22 protein-coding genes are annotated in these 24,396 nt (G+C 42.7%); 9 read left to right on the top strand and 13 right to left on the bottom strand.

Going from position 1 to position 24,396, the window contains the following annotated elements; all coding sequences use genetic code 11:
- Positions 1-43 precede the first annotated feature (43 nt).
- On the bottom strand, positions 44-1,048 hold the full coding sequence (locus tag AC2VE5_RS07930; protein ID WP_486887228.1) for a phosphoribulokinase: 1,005 nt from the start codon (positions 1,046-1,048) through the stop codon (positions 44-46).
- Between the two features lie 535 nt (positions 1,049-1,583).
- On the opposite strand from AC2VE5_RS07930, the gene cpcD/petH reads away from it, so the two are divergent.
- From cpcD/petH to AC2VE5_RS07915, 3 genes are all read left to right on the top strand, one after another.
- Positions 1,584-2,891: a bifunctional rod-capping linker CpcD/ferredoxin--NADP reductase PetH gene (gene cpcD/petH, locus AC2VE5_RS07925; protein WP_486887227.1), complete on the top strand. Its 1,308-nt coding sequence runs from the start codon at positions 1,584-1,586 to the stop codon at positions 2,889-2,891.
- 82 nt (positions 2,892-2,973) lie between these two features.
- Complete coding sequence (locus tag AC2VE5_RS07920) at positions 2,974-4,263, top strand: homoserine dehydrogenase (protein ID WP_486887226.1); 1,290 nt, start codon at positions 2,974-2,976, stop codon at positions 4,261-4,263.
- An 82-nt stretch (positions 4,264-4,345) separates the two neighbouring features.
- Positions 4,346-5,314, top strand: coding sequence for an S-layer homology domain-containing protein (locus tag AC2VE5_RS07915; RefSeq protein ID WP_486887225.1), 969 nt, complete (start codon positions 4,346-4,348; stop codon positions 5,312-5,314).
- A gap of 60 nt (positions 5,315-5,374) precedes the next feature.
- Here AC2VE5_RS07915 and AC2VE5_RS07910 read toward each other — a convergent pair whose 3' ends face one another.
- The 4 genes from AC2VE5_RS07910 to AC2VE5_RS07895 form a co-directional block, all read right to left on the bottom strand.
- A complete protein-coding gene (locus tag AC2VE5_RS07910) occupies positions 5,375-5,809 on the bottom strand; it encodes a CAAD domain-containing protein (protein WP_486887224.1) in 435 nt (144 codons plus the stop codon).
- Between the two features lie 210 nt (positions 5,810-6,019).
- Positions 6,020-7,015 (bottom strand): 2-hydroxyacid dehydrogenase, encoded by a 996-nt coding sequence (locus AC2VE5_RS07905; RefSeq protein WP_486887223.1) that lies wholly within the window; start codon positions 7,013-7,015, stop codon positions 6,020-6,022.
- 224 nt (positions 7,016-7,239) lie between these two features.
- Positions 7,240-8,355 carry a class I SAM-dependent methyltransferase gene (locus tag AC2VE5_RS07900; RefSeq protein WP_486887285.1) on the bottom strand — a complete coding sequence of 372 codons (1,116 nt, stop codon included), beginning with the start codon at positions 8,353-8,355 and terminating at the stop codon, positions 7,240-7,242.
- A gap of 124 nt (positions 8,356-8,479) precedes the next feature.
- On the bottom strand, positions 8,480-9,664 hold the full coding sequence (locus AC2VE5_RS07895; protein WP_486887222.1) for an NAD(P)H-quinone oxidoreductase subunit H: 1,185 nt from the start codon (positions 9,662-9,664) through the stop codon (positions 8,480-8,482).
- A gap of 143 nt (positions 9,665-9,807) precedes the next feature.
- Here AC2VE5_RS07895 and rsmH point away from each other — a divergent pair, with 143 nt between their 5' ends.
- The 3 genes from rsmH (at position 9,808) to AC2VE5_RS07880 (ending at position 11,983) form a co-directional block, all read left to right on the top strand.
- Entirely contained in the window at positions 9,808-10,698 is an 891-nt protein-coding gene (rsmH, locus tag AC2VE5_RS07890; protein ID WP_486887221.1) for a 16S rRNA (cytosine(1402)-N(4))-methyltransferase RsmH, read from the top strand.
- Between the two features lie 62 nt (positions 10,699-10,760).
- On the top strand, positions 10,761-11,438 hold the full coding sequence (locus AC2VE5_RS07885; RefSeq protein WP_486887220.1) for a potassium channel family protein: 678 nt from the start codon (positions 10,761-10,763) through the stop codon (positions 11,436-11,438).
- A gap of 5 nt (positions 11,439-11,443) precedes the next feature.
- Positions 11,444-11,983 carry a DUF3124 domain-containing protein gene (locus tag AC2VE5_RS07880; protein WP_486887219.1) on the top strand — a complete coding sequence of 180 codons (540 nt, stop codon included), beginning with the start codon at positions 11,444-11,446 and terminating at the stop codon, positions 11,981-11,983.
- Here the strand turns inward: AC2VE5_RS07880 and AC2VE5_RS07875 are convergent.
- The 5 genes from AC2VE5_RS07875 to AC2VE5_RS07855 form a co-directional block, all read right to left on the bottom strand.
- Positions 11,980-13,569, bottom strand: coding sequence for a cation:proton antiporter (locus AC2VE5_RS07875; RefSeq protein ID WP_486887218.1), 1,590 nt, complete (start codon positions 13,567-13,569; stop codon positions 11,980-11,982). The two genes, AC2VE5_RS07880 and AC2VE5_RS07875, sit on opposite strands and share 4 nt — an antisense overlap.
- Positions 13,570-13,598: 29 nt before the next feature.
- Positions 13,599-15,059: a glycosyl hydrolase family 57 gene (locus AC2VE5_RS07870; protein ID WP_486887217.1), complete on the bottom strand. Its 1,461-nt coding sequence runs from the start codon at positions 15,057-15,059 to the stop codon at positions 13,599-13,601.
- 54 nt (positions 15,060-15,113) lie between these two features.
- Positions 15,114-15,476, bottom strand: coding sequence for a hypothetical protein (locus AC2VE5_RS07865; RefSeq protein ID WP_486887216.1), 363 nt, complete (start codon positions 15,474-15,476; stop codon positions 15,114-15,116).
- Positions 15,477-15,671: 195 nt separating this feature from the next.
- Positions 15,672-16,487 (bottom strand): ABC transporter ATP-binding protein, encoded by an 816-nt coding sequence (locus tag AC2VE5_RS07860; RefSeq protein ID WP_486887215.1) that lies wholly within the window; start codon positions 16,485-16,487, stop codon positions 15,672-15,674.
- On the bottom strand, positions 16,477-17,595 hold the full coding sequence (locus tag AC2VE5_RS07855) for a branched-chain amino acid ABC transporter permease (protein ID WP_486887214.1): 1,119 nt from the start codon (positions 17,593-17,595) through the stop codon (positions 16,477-16,479). Before AC2VE5_RS07855 ends, AC2VE5_RS07860 begins: the two co-directional genes overlap by 11 nt.
- Before the next feature lie 244 nt (positions 17,596-17,839).
- Between AC2VE5_RS07855 and AC2VE5_RS07850 the strand changes: the two genes are divergently transcribed.
- Both AC2VE5_RS07850 and AC2VE5_RS07845 read left to right on the top strand, forming a co-directional pair.
- A complete protein-coding gene (locus tag AC2VE5_RS07850) occupies positions 17,840-19,426 on the top strand; it encodes a glucose-6-phosphate isomerase (RefSeq protein ID WP_486887213.1) in 1,587 nt (528 codons plus the stop codon).
- 111 nt (positions 19,427-19,537) lie between these two features.
- The gene (locus tag AC2VE5_RS07845; protein WP_486887212.1) at positions 19,538-20,005 is read left to right on the top strand and encodes a cupin domain-containing protein; all 468 of its coding nucleotides are present in this window, start codon (positions 19,538-19,540) and stop codon (positions 20,003-20,005) included.
- Here the strand turns inward: AC2VE5_RS07845 and AC2VE5_RS07840 are convergent.
- From AC2VE5_RS07840 to AC2VE5_RS07830, 3 genes are all read right to left on the bottom strand, one after another.
- Positions 20,002-20,499, bottom strand: a complete 498-nt coding sequence (locus AC2VE5_RS07840) for a gluconokinase (RefSeq protein WP_486887211.1) — start codon at positions 20,497-20,499, stop codon at positions 20,002-20,004. The genes AC2VE5_RS07845 and AC2VE5_RS07840 overlap by 4 nt on opposite strands.
- Positions 20,500-20,532: 33 nt before the next feature.
- On the bottom strand, positions 20,533-21,600 hold the full coding sequence (locus tag AC2VE5_RS07835; RefSeq protein WP_486887210.1) for a hypothetical protein: 1,068 nt from the start codon (positions 21,598-21,600) through the stop codon (positions 20,533-20,535).
- A 128-nt stretch (positions 21,601-21,728) separates the two neighbouring features.
- Entirely contained in the window at positions 21,729-23,051 is a 1,323-nt protein-coding gene (locus AC2VE5_RS07830; protein ID WP_486887209.1) for a 3-isopropylmalate dehydratase large subunit, read from the bottom strand.
- A gap of 620 nt (positions 23,052-23,671) precedes the next feature.
- On the opposite strand from AC2VE5_RS07830, the gene AC2VE5_RS07825 reads away from it, so the two are divergent.
- Positions 23,672-24,391: a CHASE4 domain-containing protein gene (locus tag AC2VE5_RS07825; protein WP_486887208.1), complete on the top strand. Its 720-nt coding sequence runs from the start codon at positions 23,672-23,674 to the stop codon at positions 24,389-24,391.
- Positions 24,392-24,396 lie beyond the last annotated feature (5 nt).

Here is a 24,396-nt window from a genome sequence, read left to right as displayed (position 1 = left end):
CCTAACTTTATTAAAGCGCAGCCCTAAAGTGCGATCGCTCTAATTACACTTTGGCGGCAATTTTGGCTTCTTTTGCAGTCAAGCGTTCGTAAGTTGCCCGCATTTTTAATCCTGTCAATACTTGAAATAATCCCGTCCCGTTATTTGAACCTGGATATTCGCGGTGTTGCAGCAATAAATGAGTCATTTCTCCCTGATATTTGGTAGAAGTTTTGCTCAAGTGAGTTTCTAGATAAATTACTTCGTCTAAGTTGTCAAATTGCCCATCTACTTCTAAAACAGAAACATTGTCTTGGCTATAAGGGTCAGATCCATAGTACATTTGCATTCCTGGATAGGAACAAGTAAGCTTGCGCCCGCATGGTGTCCAATGAATAGTTGAACCTTCGTCAAATAGGTAAACTGGCTCCAAGCCTTCTACGTCTTCGCGCTGAATCATTCTAACTCGCAATACTTTGCGATCTTTATCTTCCTTAAGTAATTGGGTGGGCAATACTTGAATTACAACGTCAGCAAATTTTTTCTGCGGCTCAATGTAGGCGCTAAAGTCTGGACGGCGAGAATTGATCGCAGCTAGTACGTCTTCGTAGCGATGACCCCTTTCTGCCATGTCGCGCTGAATTTTCCAAGCAATTTTGACTTCATCGCTGATGTCTAGATACACGCTGAAATCTAATAGACTTCTTACTCTTTCGTCGTACAGGGGATGCAATCCCTCAACTACGATAATGTGGTTTGCCCCTATGTGTTCTGGTGGATCTATTTCTCCGGTTTCGTGGTTGTATATGGGTTTATTTATTGATTGACCGTGTTTGAGCGCTTTAAGCTGCTCGTACATGAGATCAAAGTTGTTTGCTCTAGGATCTAGGGCAGTTATCCCTGTTTCTTTGCGCTGTTTTCGATCCAAACTGTGATAGTCATCTAAACAGATCACTGTCAAAAATTCTTCACCAAATAAGTCGGCTAACCGACGCAAAAAGGTGGATTTACCACATCCTGAATCTCCGGCAACTCCAATTAATACCACTCTATCCGGCGAACTTGTCATAGCTTTCCTCTATCAACAAAATGATTCAATCAATAAGTTTTCTTTGCTCTACGTCTGTAGCTGTCTTTTCTCTACCGATCGGGTTTTGAATAAGTAGCGACTCAACAAAGCAGTACGCTCTGCTTTATCTATTTTTCGTTCCCCATTCTTGGTTTACGCCAGTCGCAATGAGCTACTAGACCATTTATTCGGTATGCGTTTACCTACTAATTGCTTTTTTTGGGAAAAAACAATTAAATTGTGCTGTGGTAAGTATGTACTACTATTGTTATTGTAGATTTTACCAAAATAGGATCTCTCTTACAATGTCCAAAGCTCAAGCTTTATCGTCTGCCTTAGTACTTATGCTAAGGTTTTGTTGCGCATTTTTGTAAAAAAAAACTAAACTGGCGCTTTTTTATTTCAACATCTCCATTGAAACTGCCAAGAGCGACTTTCGTTGCCAACGCTTTAAAAGCCGGGTATCCGGTATTATAAGTCTGGTAGCAAGTTAGAAATTTTCATAAGCTAAGTAGGGTTTGGAGAGATTTAAGCAATGTATAATTCAAGCGCCGCAGATAGGGCAGCTAATACCGAAGCTGGTAGCCGCGTCTTTGTGTACGAAGTGGTAGGCATACGTCAAAATGAAGCAACTGATAACATGACTCCTCCAATTCGTCAAAGTGGCAGTGTTTTTATCAGAGTGCCTTATAGCCGCATGAATCAAGAGATGCAGCGCATTTCTCGCCTGGGCGGAAAAATTGTTAACATCCATCTTCAAGATGCTAATCAGCCTAACGGTCACTTAACATCTTCTGTAAGTAAGGCGAATAATCAAAGCGATCCTTCTACTGTAATTGCTAAGAGCGAACAGAATAATTCTTCAGCATCGGTAGAAAATAAGTTACCGCCCCAAACATCAGAAAAAAAAGGCAAGCCCATGACTCAAGCGAAACCAAAGGCTGATAAGCACAAAGATGTTCCAGTAAATATTTACCGCCCCAATACTCCTTATATCGGTCAATGTATTTCTAATCAGGAGTTAGTTGGGAATGGTGGTATCGGTACGGTAAGACACTTAATATTTGACATTTCTGGGGGCGACTTGCGCTACCTTGAAGGTCAAAGTATTGGGATTATTCCCCCAGGTACAGACAAAAACGGCAAACCAGAAAAATTACGGCTGTATTCGATCGCATCTACTCGTCATGGCGATCGTGTTGATGATAAAACTGTATCTCTATGCGTTCGTCAGCTAGAGTACAAGCACCCGGAAACTGGTGAGACAATTTACGGCGTTTGTTCGACTCATCTATGTAACCTAGATGTAGGATCGGAAGTCAAAATCACAGGTCCCGTTGGTAAGGAAATGTTGTTACCAGAGGACACGGACGTAAATGTAATTATGTTTGCCACAGGTACGGGTATTGCTCCCTTTAGGGCTTATTTATGGCGGATGTTCAAAAAGAAGGAGCAAGAAGCCAACCCCGATTATAAGTTCAATGGTTTAGCTTGGTTGGTTTTTGGGATTCCGACTACTCCAAACATTCTTTATAAAGAGGAGTTAGAGGAAATTCAAGAGCAGTATCCAGATAATTTCCGTTTGACTTACGCAATTAGTCGCGAACAAAAAAACCCCCAAGGCGGCAGAATGTATATTCAAGATCGGGTAGCCCAACACGCTCAAGACTTGTGGAAATTACTTCAAAAAGACAATACCCACGGATACATTTGCGGTTTGAAAGGTATGGAAGGCGGTATTGATGAAGCGCTATCGGCGGCGGCGGCGGCAGATGGCGTAAATTGGATTGAATACCAAAAGGAAATGAAAAAAGCTGGTCGCTGGCACGTAGAAACTTACTAAATAGCTGACAAATAGCTTATTAAGTAGGGGTGTATGGTAAATACACCCCTACAATAGTTTGTGGTGATATTGGTAACCAATTGTGGCTTTTAAAGTAGGAATCTTGGGCTTAGGGACGGTAGGTACAGGTACAGTTCAACTGCTATTAGATCCTACTGGTCGCCAAGCGTTGCTAAAAGAAGTAGAAGTAGCCAAAGTAGGCGTAAAATCAACTTCTAAACTCCGTGCTGTAAGTTTGCCTGGGGAAGTAATTACAACAGACTTAGAGGCAATTGTCAGCGACCCGGCAATTGATATAGTGGTGGAATTGATCGGAGGACTGGAACCCGCGCGATCTCTAATTTTGCAAGCAATTAGTCACGGCAAGCACGTCGTTACCGCCAATAAAGCAGTCATTGCCCGTTATGGCGATGAAATCTTCACTGCCGCTAATGGCGCGGGAGTATACGTGATGTTAGAGGCGGCTGTAGGCGGCGGCATCCCAATCATTCAACCATTAAAGCAATCACTAAGCGTCAATCGAATTGCGGCGGTTACAGGCATTGTTAACGGCACGACAAATTATATTCTTACTTCCATGCGCGATCGCGGTAGTGATTTTGCGGAAGTTTTAGCCGAAGCCCAACAACTAGGCTACGCGGAAGCCGATCCCACGGCGGATGTAGATGGATTGGACGCAGCCGATAAAATTGCTATTCTTGCCTCTTTAGCTTTTGGCGGGCGCATAAAGTTACAAGATGTCTACTGTGAAGGTATCCGTAATGTAAGCGGGGCAGATATTGCCTACGCCGAAAAACTCGGTTTTGTAATTAAGTTACTTGCTATTGCTAAAAAAGCCTATCCTGCTAGTAATAGTCTCTCCCTGCGCGTCCACCCGACTTTAGTACCCCAATCCCATCCTTTAGCCAGCATTAACGGGGTCTACAACGCAATTTTGGTAGAAGGCGAACCAATTGGGCAAGTGATGTTTTTTGGACCTGGGGCGGGGGCGGGAGCTACCGCTAGTGCGGTAGTGTCAGATATTTTGGCGATCGCGGCGGTGTTAAAAACTGGTACAAACAAATCCCATTCTTTAATGTCTTGTTCTCATCAAGAATATTGCGAAAAGTCGCCAATGGATGACCTTGTAACGCGCTTTTACGCCCGATTTCTCACTCAAGATCATCCCGGTGTAATTGGCAAATTGGGTACTTGTTTTGGCAATCATGGCGTTAGCTTAGAATCGGTTGTGCAAACTGGTATCCGTGATAATTTGGCGGAAATTGTTGTGGTTACGCACGATGTCCGTGAAGGGGATTTTCACGCCTCATTGGATGAAATTCGCACCGAACCCGCAATAAATAGCATTCCTAGCTTACTAAGGGTGCTATAAAAACCTACCCAAAAGAGGTATCGCAAAACGCCAGTTAGTGGCTTAATTTGGCTATATTACTTTGTTGCTACTAGCTGACAAGATGACAAATTCTTCGCCGACTCCCGATCCTCCATCATCTGACAAAACGACCTTAGGTTTTGACGATTTTATCGGTATTTTGGTGGCTTTTAGTGCTATGGGCGGAATTATCTGGTGGTCTTTAGCTCGCAATCCAGCAACCTTAAACCTCGAACGCATTTTATCAGGTGATCGTACTTCCACACCCCTGCTTGTCCCGTCCCCACCAGCAACCGCCCAAAGCGAAGCTGAGCCAAGATTACCCCCTTCTGTAAGCCCTACCGTTGCACCCTCACCAGTGCCGCCTACCCAACTGCAAGCGCCAAGTCAGAGGTTTCCAGTAGTTGTTCCTATCCCTAATCCAACGACTCCCGCCCCAACTCCAAGAGTGGGAACAGCCATTAATTTTGTTGATGTTCCCCAAGACTACTGGGCGCGTCCCTATATTAATGCTTTATCTGCTCGTCGGATTGTCAACGGCTACACTGGAGACTACTTTCGACCAGATCAAACGATAACTCGTGCGGAGTTTGCAGCGTTGTTACAAGCTGCTTTTGACAACCAGCCTGTACCAGGAGAAACAGAGTACAAAGATATTCCAACCAATTTTTGGGGCATTCCAGCCATTAACAGCGCTACAAGAACTGGGTTTTTGCAAGGGTATCCTGGCGATATTTTCCGTCCAATTCAAGAAATTCCACGAGTGCAAGTTTTGGTTGCTCTTGCTAGTGGCTTAAATCTCACACCACCAACTTCCCCGGAACAAGTTTTGCAATCTTATGGGGATGCTGCCCAAATTCCTAACTATGCTAGAGAGAAAGTCGCAGCAGCAACTACAGCAGGACTTGTAGCAAATTATCCTGATCGCAATTTACTAGCTCCAAACCGCAATGCTACCCGCGCTGAGGTGACAGCAATGATTTACCAAGCGCTAGTACAAAATGGTAGTTTAGAGCCAATTTCATCGCCCTATGTAGGTATTCAAAAATAAAAATAAGCGATCGCACTTACTAAATAGGCGATCGCTTATTTATGCTAAAAAATCCGGCAATTATTGCAATTGCTGACTTCCAACTACTTTTCCTTTTAGCTTCTCAATTTCTTGCGCCAATTCTTGACGACTTGAAGCTTGAAGCAAGTAGCGGTTTACAAACCAGGCTGAATAAGCGATGCCAACTAATTCAAAAGTTGGCGCTAAAAGCGGAATATCATTTAGCGCGTCAATTATTGCAAGTACTACCTTAACGGTGATGATTGCAGCAAAGATTAACCCAAGGCTGGTAATTGGCTGCTTGTAATCTTCCCAAAATTTACCAATTATTTCAGGTAGTTGGGACAAAAACTCTGAAACTTGAGAACCGACGCGCGTCCATTGCTCGTCCGACTGGCTTGGCTCTATAGTTACTATGTTTCCTGCGGGTGATACCTCAATGTTTTCTGTACGAGTGGTATCTGGGTAGTTCTGTTGTTGCAGTTGGGATTCCATAATTTTTTACTGTGTTGATTTTTGGAAATGACAACGCGCGAGATCGTTTATTAAGCGATATCCTGGCTATCAGCACCGCTTCGAGGAGAGAAAACGGTTTTAAGTATTGCTTAACCTTACTTACTCTCAAAAAATGATTCATCAACTTCAAGGTAGAGAGTATTAGCCCTGAAAACTAAAGTTTCTATTCCTAGAGTCGAACCCCGTGACTTAACTTTCGTGTTTACTCTTAATTTGATTAGAGCATGGCTTACTCTGTTCAAAGTCAGAAATATTTGACAAAGTGGTTTGGGCAATACTTTTTAAAGCTTCAGTAGTGAAAAAGGACTGATGCCCAGTAATTAAAACATTAGGGAAGGTGAGTAGGCGCTCAAAAAGATCGTCTTGAATCACCGTATTAGAGAAGTCTTCAAAAAATAAATTTCCCTCCTGTTCGTAAACATCTATGCCTAGATAGCCGATTTTACCTGATTTTAAGCCAATAATTACAGCTTTTGTGTCAATTAAAGCACCGCGACTTGTGTTGATTAGCATGGCACCTGTTTTCATCTGCGCTATCGTTTGGGCGTTGATTAGATGGTGGGTACCAGAAGTTAGCGGACAGTGCAAGCTCACAATATCTGCCGCCGCCAGTAGTTGAGGAAACGACACGTACTCTAGGATTTGATTATCTGGAGGGGAATTGTCGTAAGCCAGTACATTGCAGCCAAAGCCTTGCAATATTTGGGCTGTTATTGTGCCAATTCTGCCTGTACCAACGATCCCCACGGTTTTACCATGAAGATCGAAACCTAAAAGTCCTTCTAAGGAAAAATTGCCCTCGCGGACACGATTGTAAGCTCGGTGTATGCGTCGATTGAGAGCGAGGATTAAGCCGATAGTATGTTCAGCGACGGCGTAGGGAGAGTAGGTGGGTACGCGGACAACAGTTAACCCCAAAGCTTCTGCTTTTACCAAATCTACATTGTTGAAGCCCGCAGAACGCAGAGCAATTAATTTTATGCCGAGGCTTGCTAATTTGCTAAGATTTTGGGCATCCAATTGGTCGTTGACAAAGGCGCAAACAGCTTGAGAACCTGTAGCTAAGACGCTGGTTTCACAAGTTAGACGGGGTTCGATAAAAACTAACTCGTGCTTACTTTCTGTGTTAGCAGATTCTAGAAACTTGCGATCGTAGGATTTGGTGCTGAAGACAGCAACTTTCACTCCCTGGACCTCCAGCTTATTTTTATAGCATTCAGAATCTTCAACCTCCGGCTGCAAAGGTTGCCATAATTATCACTGATAGCAAGAGTCCAGGAGAAAGTAGTAGCACGAGCATAAATAAATCGTGGGGAGTCATAATTAGCTTTTTTGTAAGGGTATCAGTTTTAATTTAATGACTTTGAAGCAAAAAAAGCTCGTAATTGCGATCGCAATAATAGAATTTTTTAGCTAGTCGCCGTCAAACCTTGCAAGGGAGTAGAGACTTGTAAGGGTGTTAAAGCTTTAGACTGGACTAAAACACCAAACCCGCCCAATCCTTGAGGATTTATTAGCTGATGCAATACTTCCCGACGTTGGAGCAATTGTTCTAAATTGTTAGCATTATTAGTAGAAATTGCCGCAATTCGCTCTCCCAATCCCAACCCCATTAAAAATAAGCCTTGCTGAGTAAACCCTACTTTTTGCAAACCACACTTTTCGCCCCAACGCTCTAAAGCGGTAAAATCTACGTGAGCCGTGATATCTTGCTCGCCGATGTTGATATAAGGATTGTTGTGGTATTGGTGGCGATAGTAGCACTGCAATGTTCCTTGACTTCGCATGGGGTTGTAGTAACGCGCCGCCGCGTAGCCATAATCGATAGTTAACAGATACCCTTGCTGCAATTTTTGCGCTACTTTACTTAACCAATCTAGAGCCGCTAAATTAATTTCACTGCGATAATTACTTGCTAATTGCGCTAAATTTATTCCTACCAAGTCGAAATACTGAGCTATTTTTGGCGTAGAAGGAGCGCTACAGACTTCTATAAAGTCATTGTCTCCAGAGATAGTTACATATATCTCCCCTAGTTGCCCATCTTGGAGGGAAAATAAATTAACAGGCATTGCATCAACAAGTTCGTTAGAAAAAACACAGCCAATAATTGAATTAGCTGGTATTTCCTCTAAATTGCACCACTTAACTTTATCCGCTACACCTTGCAGTAGTTGCTGTTGTTGCTGCTGTAATCCTGGCGATACTTCAACAATGACGTACTGTATCGACTCAAAAAACTTGCGGTAGTGCTTGTACAAATATTTAAGAATATCAACGGCTAAAATGCCCTGTCCTGCACCCATCTCTACCAGCGTAAAAGGTGCGGGTTGTCCCATAATTTCCCACATTTGGGCAAATTGCACTGCTAATAGTTCGCCAAAATCTTTCCCTAGGTGTGGAGACGTAAAAAAGTCTCCTTGCGCCCCAATGTCAACAGCTTTGGTGGTGTAGTAGCCATACTGGGGATGGTATAGCGCCAACTCCATAAATTGGGCAAAGGTAATAGCGCGATCGCTCCTCATAGCTATGCGATCGCGAATAACTTTAGTTAATAACAAATTGGAATTATTTTCTAGGTCAAGTCTCAACAGTTTACCGGATATCCAAAAATAATTATGGGGCGCAATTACTTACGCCCCAAACGTTCTAACGATCTACCGATCCCATAATGATGTCAACGCTACCCAAAATTGTGACAATATCCGCAACTTTTACACCTCGGACAATGTGAGGAAAAATTTGCAAGTTATTGAAGTCCGCAGCGCGAATTTTCCACCGCCAAGGGAATACGTTATCATCGCCAACAAGGTAAATGCCTAATTCGCCTTTACCGCTTTCAATTCGAGCATAATGCTCTCCTTTGGGGATTTTAAAGGTAGGCGCAACTTTTTTGCTGATGTATTGGTAATCAAAACCATTCCACTCAGATTTTGCGCCTTCAGTTAGGCGTTTAGCTTCTAGGTTTTCAAAAGGTCCGCCGGGAAGGGCTTTAATTGCTTGACGCAGAATTTTGACCGATTCACGCATTTCTCGAATCCGCACCAAATAACGAGCAAAACAATCTCCCGCCGTTTCCCACTGTACGTCCCAATCAAAATCGTCGTAACATTCGTAGTGGTCAACTTTTCTCAAGTCCCACTTGACCCCCGAAGCACGTAACATTGGTCCCGAAAGCCCCCAATTGATCGCATCTTCGCGGCTAATCGTCCCCACACCTTCTACCCGTCTTCTAAAAATGGGGTTGTTGGTAATTAAGCGCTCGTACTCGTCAACTTTGGGGTAAAAATAGTCAATAAATTCTACACATTTATCGATCCAGCCATAAGGCAAATCTACCGCTACTCCACCAATACGGAAGTAGTTGTTATTTACCATCCGATAACCCGTAGCAGCTTCCCACAAGTCGTAAATCATTTCCCGTTCGCGGAAAATGTAAAAAAATGGAGTTTGAGCGCCTACGTCTGCCATGAATGGTCCTAACCACAGCAAATGATTTGCAATTCGGTTCAATTCCAGCATAATTACGCGAATATAGCTGGCGCGTTTGGGGACGGGAATATTTGCTAATTTTTCCGGTGCATTGACGCTAACAGCTTCATTAAACATCCCGGCGGCGTAGTCCCAGCGACTAACGTAGGGGACATACATGATATTGGTGCGGTTTTCGGCTATTTTCTCCATCCCACGATGCAGGTAGCCCATTACAGGCTCACAATCTACTACATCTTCCCCATCCAAAGTGACGATTAGCCGCATCACTCCGTGCATTGAGGGGTGGTGAGGTCCCATGTTTAGCACCATGGGTTCTGTTCGAGTTTCTATCCTTGCCATAGGTGATTAATTTACTGTTGGAGTGCAAATTTAGATGGAACCGCCAAGAATACTTAATAAATTAGCGGTAAGTTGAAGTAAGTAGGCACTATAAATATTAAGTGCTTGATGGTTAACTTTTTTGTAGCGCTTATTTTAATTATATGGAGCTTGGTGTTGAGGGAGGCGAGTTACAGGCATTTTTTCACATACCTGTTTTAAGTCAAGAGGTAATTTCTGCTTTAGCTATTCGTCCTGGCGGGCATTATTTAGATGCTACCGTAGGTGGGGGCGGTCATAGCGAAGCGATTTTACAAGCATATCCTGATGTTAAAGTTACAGCGCTAGATTGGGACGAACAAGCAATTATTGCAGCTAAACAACGTCTAGCTGAGTATGAAAGCCGCATTCAATTTTTTTTAACCAGTTTTGCCGATTTTGACTATAAAAATGCTTCTTTTGATGGAATATTAGCAGACTTAGGTGTAAGCTCTTACCATCTTGATACCGCAGAGCGCGGCTTTAGTTTTCGCAATACTGCTCCCTTAGATATGCGGATGGATAGGCGGCGAGATTTGACAGCAGCCGAAATAATAAATACTTGGGACGAAAACGAGCTTGCAAATATTTTCTTTAAGTACGGTGAGGAAAGACTGTCGCGGCGGATAGCTAGGCGGATAGTCGAAAAACGCCCTTTTACAACTACTACAGAATTAGCCGAGGCGATCGCTTATGCTGTACCAAGGCAATATCGTTATGGTAGGATTCACCCTGCAACCCGCGTATTTCAAGCTTTGCGAATTGTTGTCAATGAAGAATTGACGGCTATAGAAAATTTTCTAAATCGCGCTCCTTTAGGGCTTGTACCTGGGGGCAGAATAGTTGTAATTAGCTTTCATAGCCTGGAAGATCGAATCGTAAAACATAAATTGCGCGAATCATCCTTACGAGTAATTACTAAAAAGCCAATTACTGCCCAAAATGATGAATTAGAAAATAATGTACGATCGCGATCGGCTAAATTACGAATAGCAGAAGCGTTGCGGGAAGAATAGATCCAAAAGAAAAGTTTTTAGTAGCTTGTAGACTAAAACAAAACAGTCAAAGGGTAACTACCATGTACGTGCTAATTGGTGGCGGCGGTTTAATTGGGCTGAGTTTGGCACACAGGCTTGTAGAATTGGGTCATAGGGTGGCAGTAATTGATATCAACCCCGTTGCTTGCCGTTATGCCCGCGAACAAGTGGGAGCAATGGCTTTTGAAGGTAGTGCGGTAAGTACAGAAGTGTTGCTAGAAGCTGGGATTCGTAAAGCTGACTCAGTGGTAGCAGCATTGCGGAGCGATGCCTTAAATTTAGCGATGGTAACACTTGCCAAACACTACGGAGCGCCGCATATTGTCACCCGGATGCGCCACCGCGATTTTGCTGAGCCATTACGCATAGTAGGCGCAAATCATATAGTTAGTACGGTGGATTTGGCAGTATCAACGATGGTAAATGCGATCGAATACCCACAAGTAGAATCAATAATGCACTTTGAGCAAGGACAAATTGAAGTGCTAAAACTTGCTATCCCAGAAAATTGTTATGTTGTCGGGCGTAGCGTTGCCGAAATTGCTCAAGATATCCGTTTTCCTACAGGCTCTTTAATCATTGGCTATCAAGCTCATATTCATGAAGACCTAATAATTCCTAACGGTAGTACGGTATTAGAACCTGGTTCAACAGTTTTAATTGTGACAAAACCAGGATCGCTGCATCAAGTCATTGATTTTATTGAAGGTTGCAAATAATTTGAATGAAGCTATACCGACTAATTTGTTTAGCAGTGGCGCTAATTTTTCTGACTGCTTGTACTCCCTCTGAAGTTCCACCGCCGCCAATTGTTTCATCGCCAAAATTGGTAACTTTAGATCCAAACTTTCAAGCAGCAATGGGTCAAACTATTTACGTGCCTATTTATTCCCATATCTATTATGAAAATCGGCAAAAGTCTTTTGATTTGGCAGCAACATTAAGTATTCGCAATACAGATTTGACGAGTCCCATGATTGTTACGGCGGTACGCTACTATGACACAAATGGTAAATTGCTCCGGCAATATGTAGAGAAGCCCATTCAACTTGATGCCTTAGCTTCTACAGATTTCGTGGTAGATAGAAACGATATCAGGGGCGGTAGTGGGGCAAATTTTATTGTCGAATGGGTAGCCGAGACGGAAATTTCTGAACCGATAGTAGAAGCCGTGATGATTGGTAGCGCCCTGCAACAAGGAATCTCTTGGATTAGTCCGGGTAAAGTGATTAAACAAACAAATTCTCAGAAACCACCTACCTAATCATCCTCTAGTTGTAGTAATTGTTCGTCAATATTTTGCAAACGCGATCGCACAATTTCGGGAGAAAGAATTTGTTTGCGAATAGCTGCACCCAACGCTCCTTTTTCTGCCAATAGTAAGCGACGGCGAATAGCATCAAGTTTAGCGCGATCGCCTTTGGTAGCGTCTAATGTATCTGGGCGACGGTTATAGATGTCCCGCAGCGCCTTTTCTGCCCCTGCTACTCTTACTTGATAACCCGCCCGCATTTCTTCATAAACGGCTTTGGGTAGTACCCCTGACTTCAACAAGCTATCTAATTCATCTTGCGCGGCTTTGCCCGTTATTAGCTGGGCTTGCAATTGCTCAATTTGTTGGCGATTTTCAGAAAACTTGGTTAATTTTAGGCGTTTTACTAGCCAAGGCAAGCTCAAACCTTGACCTACTAAAGACACCAACACGCAACCATAAACTAAAGTAATCAAATATTCTCGCCCTGGTAGTGTCGTAGGTAAACTCAATGCCAAAGCCATTGAGAGCGAACCCTTGATATTGCCGATAAAGAGTAAATGCTGCCAACGCAAGGGAATTGAGCGATCGATCCAGCGTACTCCAGCAAGCAATGGATAAACCGTAAATAATCGCCCGATCTGAAAAGCCAAAACTGCAATTAAAACTGCGGGTAGAATCTTACTTAGGCTAACGGGATTTATTTCTATGCCAATAAGCAGAAATATAAAAGTATTGACTCCAAAACCAGCATATTCCCAGAAGCTTAATAGTGTAAGGCGATCGCCTGCCGAATTAGTTTGAGACAGCCCTAAATTGCCGAAAATCAACCCCGCTACCACCACCGCCACAGCGCCAGATACACCTAAAAATTGCCCCGCCTGAGAAGTTCCCAAAGCAACGGCAACGGTCAACAACAAACTACTTAGAGGGTCGTTTAAACGGGCAAATATGGGTAAGCTCAAGTAACCCAAAACTGCGCCTACAAGACTACCTCCAATCGCCACAAACAGAAATTCTTGGAGTCCTTCTAAAAATGTCAGAGAACCTGTTGAATATACTTTTACAATTAGGTTGAATAAAACTAAAGCGGCGGCATCGTTGAATAAAGTTTCGCCTTCAACAATAGTAGAAAGTCGCGCTGGTACAGGGATATCTTTAAATACGGCAATCATTGACACTGTATCTGTATTTGCCAGAATTACCCCTAAAAAAAGGGCAGGTATCCAGTCCAGTGTCAGCCCAAATTTTAACAGTACGGCAATAATAGCAGTGGCTAGTATTGCCCCAGGACCAGCCAACAGAGCAATGGGTTTAAAAGTGCTGCGGAGGCGGCGGACATCGGTATTAATCCCCGCTTCAAAAATTAAAATTGGCAGAAAAAGATTTAAAACTAGGTATGGATCTAAGCCAATACGACGAGATAATAGCTCGTTGATGGGCAAACCTGCTAGAACTAAACCCGTCACGTAAGGGATTCGTAACCGCCGCGAGAGTAAGGCGACGGTAGTAGCAATCAGCAACAAAATAATTAAAATTGGGACTAATTGCGGCACATTTACCTTAGTTAGAGTATTTGTAAACGAGTGTACGCCCAAAAAAATGCTGTTGCAGACTGTACTCTTAATTAAAAATTATCTACCAGTATCTTTTCTCCACGCCGATAAATTTCTCGCGCGTAATCTGTCCACACGCCTTGTCCCCAATAACGAAAACAACTGGTTTGCAGTAATAAATTGTGCAGTAATGCTTGACGATAGCTAGATGACTGAGTATTTGCTGGATCTACCTTTTCGTGAAACAAAGCACTCAGTTGATTCATGGGAGTCAAGACATTTTCGTAACCTTTTACCCAACTGAGGTTATTAGTCCAGGAAGCGCCATCTACATGAAAATTTGGGTTATTTTGCTTAAGAAAGGCGATCGCATTATTTACCGCATCTGGCGCGTACTGAGAATTTACTTGCTCCCAAATTTGATGTTGTCCTATAGCTTGACAAGTAGGAAAGTCATCAAAAGTACAACCAATGGACTCAATCAATTCCAAATATTCTGTACCTGTGACGCTAACAACATCATTGCCCAATTCCTCCCAAGCCCGCATAAACGCGCCGGGAAACTCATTCATCATCACGCCACCATTTTCACCATCACCAATTTGAGTAACTATGGGTGGTACGGAAACATTGCCTAAATTTTGCCCTGATAGAGTTTTTGCCTCGTAGTAAGGCTGCATTTGCGCGACTAACTTAGTATCCGAGCCTTGGGTTTTAATTAAAGCAGTAATGCTTAAAGTCTCACCTTGAGAATTACGTGCAACCAAACGATGAGGTAAATGCTTGGATTGTAATGGTTGCCCAGTTAAGCTTTCAATTGAATGTTCTTGCACCATTACCCAACGGTAGCCGCAGTCTAGTAAAGCCTTAACAAACTCAAATAAAGTATCTGGATGGTTGGGTAAGTGCATCTCTGGCGGTGAAAAACCTTTAACTCGTGCTAAAGCTTCCCAGCCAAAAATTGCCGCAAAATGGTGTTGCCAAGCGCGAATATGCAGTTTAATATCGGGAATTGGAGTAGAAGGAACTACAGCATGACTCCACATTGTCCCCAGCCACTCTACATAAGGCTGATAAGTGCGATCGCACGTTATGCGTTTGAGATTATCTATCACATCCCCCCGCCCCATTTTCCGCAATCCCCACAGCAGATTACCAGAGTAATCCAACATTACACGGGGGTTTTTGCCTCGGCTAACAAGATCGCAAATCATATCCGCCATGCGGCTGTAACAATGAGCAAAAGGCTCTGCGTTGTGGTTGTCGCCTTCTTGGGGATGCTCAAACATATATTGCAAATTGCTAATTAATTCGCCATTACTTCCTGCCGGAATAATGGGTTGCTGCATATGTAATGCGATCGCAAAGGTGGCTTTTACGTCTTGAATATTTATATTAGTTGCAGGTAAAAATACTGGGCGATCGTTTTTAACTACCGCCTCAACCAAAGATTCCGAACCACAAATATTCGGCAATCCTTCAATTATTTCTGGCAAAGCAGATAAGGTTAGCGATTCTGATGATGCAACCATTTTTATTAATTTTAGTAAGATAGGTCGATCTTACTAAGATATTAGGTTAACCCACTAATAACTTATTGAAAGTATTAGTATTACTGGCATATATAGTTCAGTAAACCCAAGGATGGCTTTGTTTAAGCAAACTACATTAATGAGGATTTGCAATGCGATCGCATCTCCTCTAGAACAATCTTTAAAATAGTTAATTGCTTCGGCGGCTAGTAAGTAGGCGCGATACCTGTAAAAGTCTCCGCAATCATCTTTGAAATCTACTAAAGCTTGAATAAAGTCTTCTTTTTGCTCTTTTCCTACATCTTCTCGACTAAACCAATGCAAAAGCTCAGTTTTGGATTGATCTTCAAAGATGCGGTAAGTGCTGTCTGCTAAATTATCGTCAACGCGGTTAAAGAAATTGTGCCAATCATTCATTTCCTCCTACCCATTTGAAAATATGGGGCGAAATGGATATCAAAAATATTGCCTAGAATCTATATCCTACCCCGCCTAGGGTTAAAACCCGCTTGCTTATAGCTATAGTCGGCTTAAGCCGACTATAAAATCAAACCTTTTACAAAAGTTTGTTTTACGGTGCAAGTGGGGACATTTTATCTCCACCTAAATATTTTATTGACCTAAATAGGCTTCCAATACTTGGGAATTGGTTTGAATCTCGGCGGGGGTTCCCACTGCTAGGTTTTGACCTTCGGCTAGTACCCAAACGCGATCGCACAAGGACATAATTACATCCATGTTGTGTTCGATGATCAAAAAAGTCATGCCTTCAGAGTTCCATAACTTAATGCGATCGCATATTTGATTAATTAGCGTCGGATTTACCCCTGCTGCGGGTTCGTCTAAGAGGATTAACTTGGGATTTGTCATCAACGCCCGTGCCATCTCTAAGAGCTTGCGCTGTCCCCCGGATAGCGCTCCGGCGTATTCGTTTGCCATGTGCGCTAGCCCCACCGACTCCAACAACTTCATTGCTCGGTCTTTTGATTGTCTTTCTTCTGTAGTAACAAGTTTGCGTTGCAGCGAAACTTGCCAAAAGTTTTCTCCCGTCTGCTTTTGCGCCCCTAGTAACATATTTTCCATCACCGACAATCGGGAAAGAGTACGGGCAACTTGAAACGTTCGCACCATCCCCTGTTGAGCGATTTGATGGGTCTGCAAGTGTTGGATTTGTTCGCCATCAAAAACTACCGTACCGCGATCGGGACGAATAAAGTTAGAAAGTAAGTTGAAAAGAGTAGTTTTTCCCGCTCCATTGGGACCAATTAACCCGGTAATGCTACCTTTTTTTACTTCTATCTCTGCGTTGTTTACAGCTTTAATGCTGCCGAAGCTTTTAGCAATGCCTGTAGCTGAAAGTAAAGGTAAAATATGGGGGTTTTCTGGCAAACCGTCGCCCAAAGCAGAGTTAAACTCGTTATTTACCAAGGGTTAATTCCTCCTTTTTACCTAAAATACCTTGAGGTCGCCAAATCATCATTACCATTAACAAAAAGCCAATTACCATAATGCGGAATGCTGCTAAACGAGCTTCATCTAAGGGAACAATTCTAGGTAAAACATTTCTAGTTACTTCTTCGTAAGCAAAGAAAACGATCGCACCAAGTAACGTACCCACATTATTGCTAGCGCCGCCCAAAATTACGATAATCCAGGCATTGAAGGTAGTTTGCGGCTCAAAACTATTGGGGTAAATGGTTGTTAACTGCCATGCAAAGAAAGCTCCAGCAATACCTGCGATCGCACCTCCCAGCATAAAAGCCTGCAACTTGTACCAAAAGACATTTTTACCTAAAGCTCTAGGTACTTGCTCGTCTTCGCGGATAGATTTAAGAACTCGACCCCAAGGACTCCGCACCAATAATTCTAATAGCCAAAATACCATTGTTAGCACTACTAACACTGCTACCATTAGCCCAGATTTTTCGTACCTGCTGTAATCGGAAAGTGCTGTTAGCCCAGTAAGGTAAATTGTCATTACAAAAGCCACGGCTATAGTGCCTAAGACGACGCGCCAAGCCAAGGAATAGCGGGGATTTTTTTTTGTTTGCTGTCCTTTAATCCAGCCCCAGATTCGCCACAAACATAAACCAGCAACTACCGTCAATAATCCCATAGTTGCAAACTTAAATAAAGGATTGGGGACAATATTTGTCAATGGTAGCGGATAACTTTGCAGCCCTTGAACTCCATCAACTAAACCGTTAGGCGTGGGCAATTGTTGATTATTGACAAACAATCTAACCAACTCCGACACTCCAATAGTAACGATCGCTAAATAATCTTCTCGCAACCGTAACGTTGATAGCCCAATTAATAATCCTAATAATGCCGCTAATAAGCCACCAATTGGAGCCGCAAAAATAAGCGGTACGCCATACAAACTTAGCAAAACTGTAGTGTACGCCCCCACAGTCATAAAAGCCACGTGACCGAAATTAATTAGTCCCGTAAAACCCCACTGCAAATTTAGACCAAGGCTAAATAAGGCAAAAATCGCCGTCGATATGGTTAAAAAAACTAAATACCCTACCATTGCACCAAGCTTGAAAAGTATAGTCGTGCCTTACAAACAACAAATTTTTAGAAATGCTGTTGTTATGCTACGCAAGGCGATTAGATTGTACCGCAGTGAGAGGATTGGTTAGTAGTCTCTGCAACGCTTTTCAACAACTAGGCGAATAAGTTAATACTTTTCCTACCTTCCACCTAGTAACGCATCTTCCTCCGCTTCAATATAAACTTATGTGGTGTAAGAACATCAGAAGTTGAGAACTCCTATGGATGCTGCGGCACTTTGGCAACGCTATCAAAACTTGCTTTATTACAATGAGGGACTAGGATTTTATTTAGATGTCAGTCGGATGAGGTTTGATGATGCTTTTGTGGAAGCGTTGCAACCGAAGTTTGACCGAGCCTTTGCCGCAATGGCAGACTTGGAAAAAGGAGAAATTGCCAACCCTGACGAGAACCGGATGGTTGGTCACTACTGGCTGCGAAATCCTGATTTGGCTCCTGACCCAGAAATCAAGCAAAATATTATCCAAACCGTAGATAAGATTGAGGCTTTTGCTAACAATATTTTAAATGGCACTATCCACCCGCCCCAAGCGGCTCATTTTACCGATATTATTTCTATTGGTATTGGTGGCTCGGCTCTTGGTCCGCAATTTGTCGCCGAAGCTTTAGCGCCTGATTTTCCTCCTCTAGCAATTCATTTTATTGATAATACTGATCCCGCAGGTATAGATCGCATTCTCACGCGGCTACGAAATCGCCTAGCCAGTACCTTGGTGCTAGTAATTTCCAAGTCTGGGGGAACGCCCGAACCGCGTAACGGCATGATTGAAGTGAAAAAGTTCTACGCTGGTCACAACCTAGACTTTAGTAAATATGCGATCGCAATTACGAGCGTTGGTAGCAATCTAGATAATCTGGCAAAATCCGAAAATTGGCTGGCAACCTTCCCGATGTACGATTGGGTAGGCGGACGGACTTCCGAATTATCGGCGGTGGGGCTACTTCCGGCGGCGTTACAAGGCATCGATATCCGTGCCATGCTGACCGGAGCGAAGGAAATGGATATTCTTACTCGTGTCCCCGAAATTAAAACTAATCCCGCCGCCCTACTTGCTTTGGCTTGGTACTTTTCTGGAAACGGACGCGGCGAAAAAGATATGGTTGTGTTGCCCTACAAAGATAGCTTGCTGCTATTTAGTCGCTATTTGCAGCAGTTGGTAATGGAATCATTGGGTAAGCAAAAAGATTTAGACAATCAAATCGTCAATCAAGGCATTGCAGTTTACGGTAATAAAGGTTCCACCGACCAACACGCCTATGTTCAGCAGTTGCGTGAAGGCGTAGCTAACTTTTTTATGACCTTTGTTGAGGTTTTAGAAGATCGTTCAGGCACTTCCTCGGAAGTAGAACCTGGCGTAACTTCTGGCGACTATTTATCGGGCTTGCTGCAAGGCACGAGACTCGCACTATACGAAAATCAGCGCGACTCGATTACTGTAACTATTTCCCAACTAAATCCGCGCATGGTCGGCGCTTTAATCGCTTTGTACGAAAGGGCGGTAGGACTTTATGGCTTTTTGATTAATGTCAACGCCTATCATCAGCCAGGTGTAGAAGCGGGGAAAAAAGCGGCGGCGGCAGTTTTAGACTTGCAAAGAAAAATTTGTCAAGTCATAGAACAAGAAAAGACTCCCATCTCTTTAATTGAGCTTGCCCAAAAAGCTGGAGAAGTAGACCAAGTTGAAGTAATTTACAAAATTTTGCGTCATCTTCATACCAATAAACGCAATATTGTTTTGCACGGGAATTTGGGAGAACCAACCAGTTTACAAATATCTGCTCTTTGATACATTTTTTGCTGCTTTATCATAGATTGGTTAATTATTGTTGCTTAGGCAACATATTTTTAATTTTTACCGACTTAGATTGAAGTATCTTCAACAAGATCGGAGGCGGATATGAGTTCAGCTAGGAAGATTGAAATTCGTCCATTGACTTCTACAAAGGGGGGTATGACAAACTTTTATACCCCTCAAACTAGCGACCAAACTATTTTGGTACAAATTCCGCCCCATACTATTGAGGACTTGTTCGTCCATAAGGCGCAAACAGACCAGTTGTTGGTAGTAAAAGGTCGCTTTATCCTTGTGACTTTGATCAATCGGTGCTACGAGTACATAGCTTTGAGCGATCGCACCCCGGTAGTAGTAATTATCCCGCCGGGGGTACTGCACGGCGCAATTAACCTCGATCCCGAACCTTGCGTAGTTATAAATGCGGTACTGCGTCACGGAGAGCCGAATGGGCGCGATTATATCCCGCGATCGCGCCCCATACCTTACGACCTCGCCGCTGTTCGTGCCGCCTTAGCACAGTTAGAAGCACAAGACTTCGCCCCAGCCATAGTAGGGGCTTGCGTCCCCTAAAATAGAGTTTTTAATCCTAAACTTTCTCTAATCTGCTGGACGCTAACTGTTGCTGGCTGGTTGGCATCTACGGTAATACTGTTATTTGGTTCCTCTAAAGTCTCAAATTGACTTTTTAGGAGAGTTTGAGTCATGAAATGATTTTGACGCTGTTGCAGCCGCTTTTGGAGCAAATCGAAAGAACTTTTGATGTACACCAATCTCATCCGTTCGGGATCTTGCCATAGTATTTGTCGATAAGACGACTTTAGAGCAGAACAGGCTAAGACAACGTTTTTGTCTTCTAGTAGCCATTGAGCGATCGCATTTTGCAATTGTTGCAGCCACGGCATTCTATCCGCATCATTTAAAGGAATACCGTGGCTCATTTTTTCAATATTAGCTACAGAGTGAAAAGTATCAGCATCGCTAAATTCCCAACCTAACGATGCTGCCAGCAACTTACCAATAGTAGACTTGCCCGAACCTGAAACTCCCATCACAACAACAATCATGGGCTTGCAAGTTGGAGATTATTATTAGATCGATTAGTTTCTTGGAGTAGTTGATGTTCCATTTGGTGATATGTTGGAGTTTGTGCCTCCATTAGGATTTCCATAAATTGAATTGGGGTTTATGTTTCCATTCGGATTGCTATAGATGGGATTGCTGCTAGAGCTTCCGTTGGAGTTACCATACACTGGGCTAGTGGTGGAACTGGTGTTATTAGAACCACCGCTAGGGCGACTGAAGTTGGGGTTAGAGTTAAAGTCTGAACTACTTCCAGAATTATTTAACCTACTACCAAGGCTATTAAAACTTCTGCTAGGGTTACTCGGATTACCAGGGCTACCAAAACTTCCACTAGGGTTAATTGAACCACCCCCAGGGCTGCTATTAGTGCCTCTTGGAGTAGTTGTATAGGTTCCAGTCCTACTATCAAAAGTTGGGCTACTCTCAACGCTGCTAGGAAGCGAGGGATCGCTAGGAGCATTAACGCTAGGACTTTCTTGTGGAATTGCTGGACTAACTTGAGTCGTAGCAGCGCTAGGAGGAGTAAAACCCTGAGTTGGGGCAGTAACTCTAGGTATAGTAGGACTTGCTGGCGCAAGATTTGGGCTAGGAATACTGGGGGTCGTCAATGCTCCTCTAGGTACTGTAGTGGTTAGATTAGGACTAGCAGGAATCGTAAGTATATTAGGACTAGGACTTGCAGAATTTAAGTTGTTATTTGCGGCACTGCCACTACCTACTCTTAAGTTGCTATCTGCGGCACTGCCACTACCTACTCTTGGGTTATTTTCAGGGCTAGTTTCTGCACCATTGTTATACTTCGGTGCGGTACTGCCTGATGAGCCAACAACACCTGGGGCAAGAGTTGTGTCTAAAGTAGCTGTCGGTTGAGGTAAAGGCGCTAAGGAAGCTGGTGGACTATAGGGATTGGTATTGGAAGGACGCTCTTCAGGCAAGTTGTTGACGGTAGTCCTGTTGGTTTGGCGTTGGGAGAGCGCAATTGTACTAATTACAGCACTAGCTCCAACAATCCCCGCCAAGGCAGCCATTTTTTGACGTGGGCTGAGGTTATTGATTGTGTAAGTTAAGTTTTGTAAACTCATATCTGCGTCTCTTTACATTACTGTTGGTTATAAACTAGGTCAGTTCGCGATCGCAAGCCACCTATCGGAGGGAAGACAAAAAATCAGCAGCTTGAGCGTGTATTTTCTTGCCTTTTGTCCTCTAAAATTTAGCTCAAAAACTCCCGTGGGTCGGTTACATAACCTGTGAGAGCGGAGGCGGCGGCAGTATAAGGGGAAGCTAAATAAATTTGGGCATTTTTTTCGCCCATGCGACCGGGGAAGTTGCGATTAGTTGTAGATACACAAACTTCGGCGCTATTCATGCGCCCAAAAGTATCTTTGGGACCGCCAAGACAAGCGGCACAGGAGGGAGCGGCAGGCTCGATACAACCAGACTGGATAAAAATTTCTGACAGAGTTTGTCCGTCATATTTGTGAGTAAATAAGTCTTCGTATACTTTCTGGGTAGCTGGGACTAAATAAGTTGGTACTTTGACTTTTTGACCTTTAAGAATACGCGCTGCATTGATAAAGTCTGTTGTTTTGCCGCCCGTACAAGAACCAATGTAAACTCGGTCGATTTTGACATCAGAGCATTCACGCGCCTTAGCTTTATTGTCGGGAGAGTGAGGTTTGGCAACTACAGGCTCTAACTGAGAAACATCGTAAGTATGGCTGCTATAAAATTTAGCATCGGGATCGGTATAAAATGACTCAAAAGGTCTATCTGTACGCGATCGCAAATAATCAAAGGTAGTTTCATCGGCGGCGATTGTCCCGTTTTTTCCCCCTGCCTCTATTGCCATATTACACAGCGTCATGCGTTCTTCCATAGTTAGATTCTGCACAGTTTCCCCAGCAAATTCCAAAGTTCTGTAAGTTGCCCCAGCAACGCCAATATCGCCAATAATTTGTAGGATTAGGTCTTTTGCCAACAAGTAATCAGGTAAAGTTCCGTTTAATACAAATTGCATAGTTGCGGGAACTTTGATTAAAAGTTTGCCTGTACCCATAATAAACCCGGCATCGGTATTCCCAATTCCGGTAGCAAATTGACCGAAAGCTCCAGCATTGCAAGTATGAGAATCAGTACCAAATAAAACTTCCCCAGGGCGAGTATGACCTTCTTGAGCTAAAGCTATGTGACAAACACCTTTATAGTCTGGGTTAGCTTTGAAGTCAGCGCGATCGGTAATATCGTAAAAATATTTTATGCTTTGTTCGCGGGCAAAGTCTCGCAATATATCAACGTTGCGATTAGCACGTTCGTCGGCGGTAAAAATATAATGATCGGGGATCAAGACTATTTTTTCGCTGTCCCAGACTTTGGCATCTGCCCCAAATTCGCGTTTAAACACCCCAATAGTACCAGGACCGCAAACATCATGAGTCATTAATAAGTCAACATTCACCCAAATATTTTGTCCCGGCTCTACTACCGCTTGGTTAGAGGCTTTAGCTAAAATCTTTTCTGTTAAGGTCATTCCCATAATAATCTGTGTTCCTCTTGGTAGAATCTAGATTTTTTAGTTTTCGGCTGTAGCTTTATACAACGCAGTTAAATACTGGCAGAAACCGCAATATGTTATTCTATCAACTTATTTTAGGTTACTGAGCAACGGACGATGTTGCTAAAGCTATAGTTACTTGAGTTTTGAATTGCCCATACCAGTGTTCCCTAATGTGCAATTATCAAAATTTTTTTGTTACTTTTTATACTTGAGTTATCTATTTTTTACAATTTAATATCGACAATCTTAATGTTTCAAGCGCAGTTGTGAGTATAAATTAAAGCAAGAAGTAGCTAATTAGTTTGCTGCAAGGGATTTTGCTCCGTTGGCATTGAACCAATTTCTTCCAAGCTGCGAGTTTTATGCGGAAGTATTATTTGTAAGTTTATTAGATTTGATAAAGTTGTCTTTATATTTCTAGTCAGAATTTTCACACTAACTTCAGTGTTTTCTACATATATAAAAACTCATTGTATAAGCTACATTGTATTTATGGCTATATACAATTTTATTTTTAATATCAAATCGTAATTAAATCTTAAATACTTAAAATACCTAAAAGCAGTTTTAACTTTAATTGATGACAAGAAACAAAGTCTATGAAGCAGGTAAGTCCAAAACTGTTATTAATATTTTTAAAAAATATTTTTAAGAAAAACTACATATCAAAACCACAGGTAACTACCTTGCTTCTGATTTCTGTAACTTTAGCAAGCTTGTTAGGAATAGTTTATTCGATTGTTTCATCTTTACTATTAACCAATATCAAACTTGCCGAAGAAAAGAATACTTACCAAAGTGTTCAAGAAGTTTTGCAAGAATATACTAAAGTTGCGGACGATCTTTATTACGTAAATATTGGATGGTCTGAGTGGGACACCACTTACAATTTTATCCAAGCTCCCCAAGGAGCTTATACTAATGAAGCTTTAACTGAAGAATTATTCCCGAATAGGAGATTTGATTTAGCTGTCGCCTTTAATAAAAGTGGGAAAAATATCTTTGCCAAAGAATGGGACAACACATCTAAGAAAACATTACCAATTCCTACCCTATTAGAAAAACAAATTTATCCAGAAAACATCCTCGTACAGTATCCAAATACTGGCAAAGGTGTATCAGGAATTATAAATTTACCTAAAGGGATAATGCTGATTAGTTCATTGCCACTAGTGAAGTACCCCAACCTCGCAAAGCAGGTTGGGGCTTCCAACCAAGCTCAATTCAGGGACGGTTTTATTCGTCCTCGGAGCTTCCCACTTCATCAGCCGATGCCTTCATCATCTAGTGACGATGTTGGACTTACTCAGCCTCCATAGGCAGT

It is taken from the genome of Aliterella sp. E5.1 (assembly GCF_057473825.1).
This window is presented reverse-complemented; position numbering and strand designations above follow the sequence as displayed.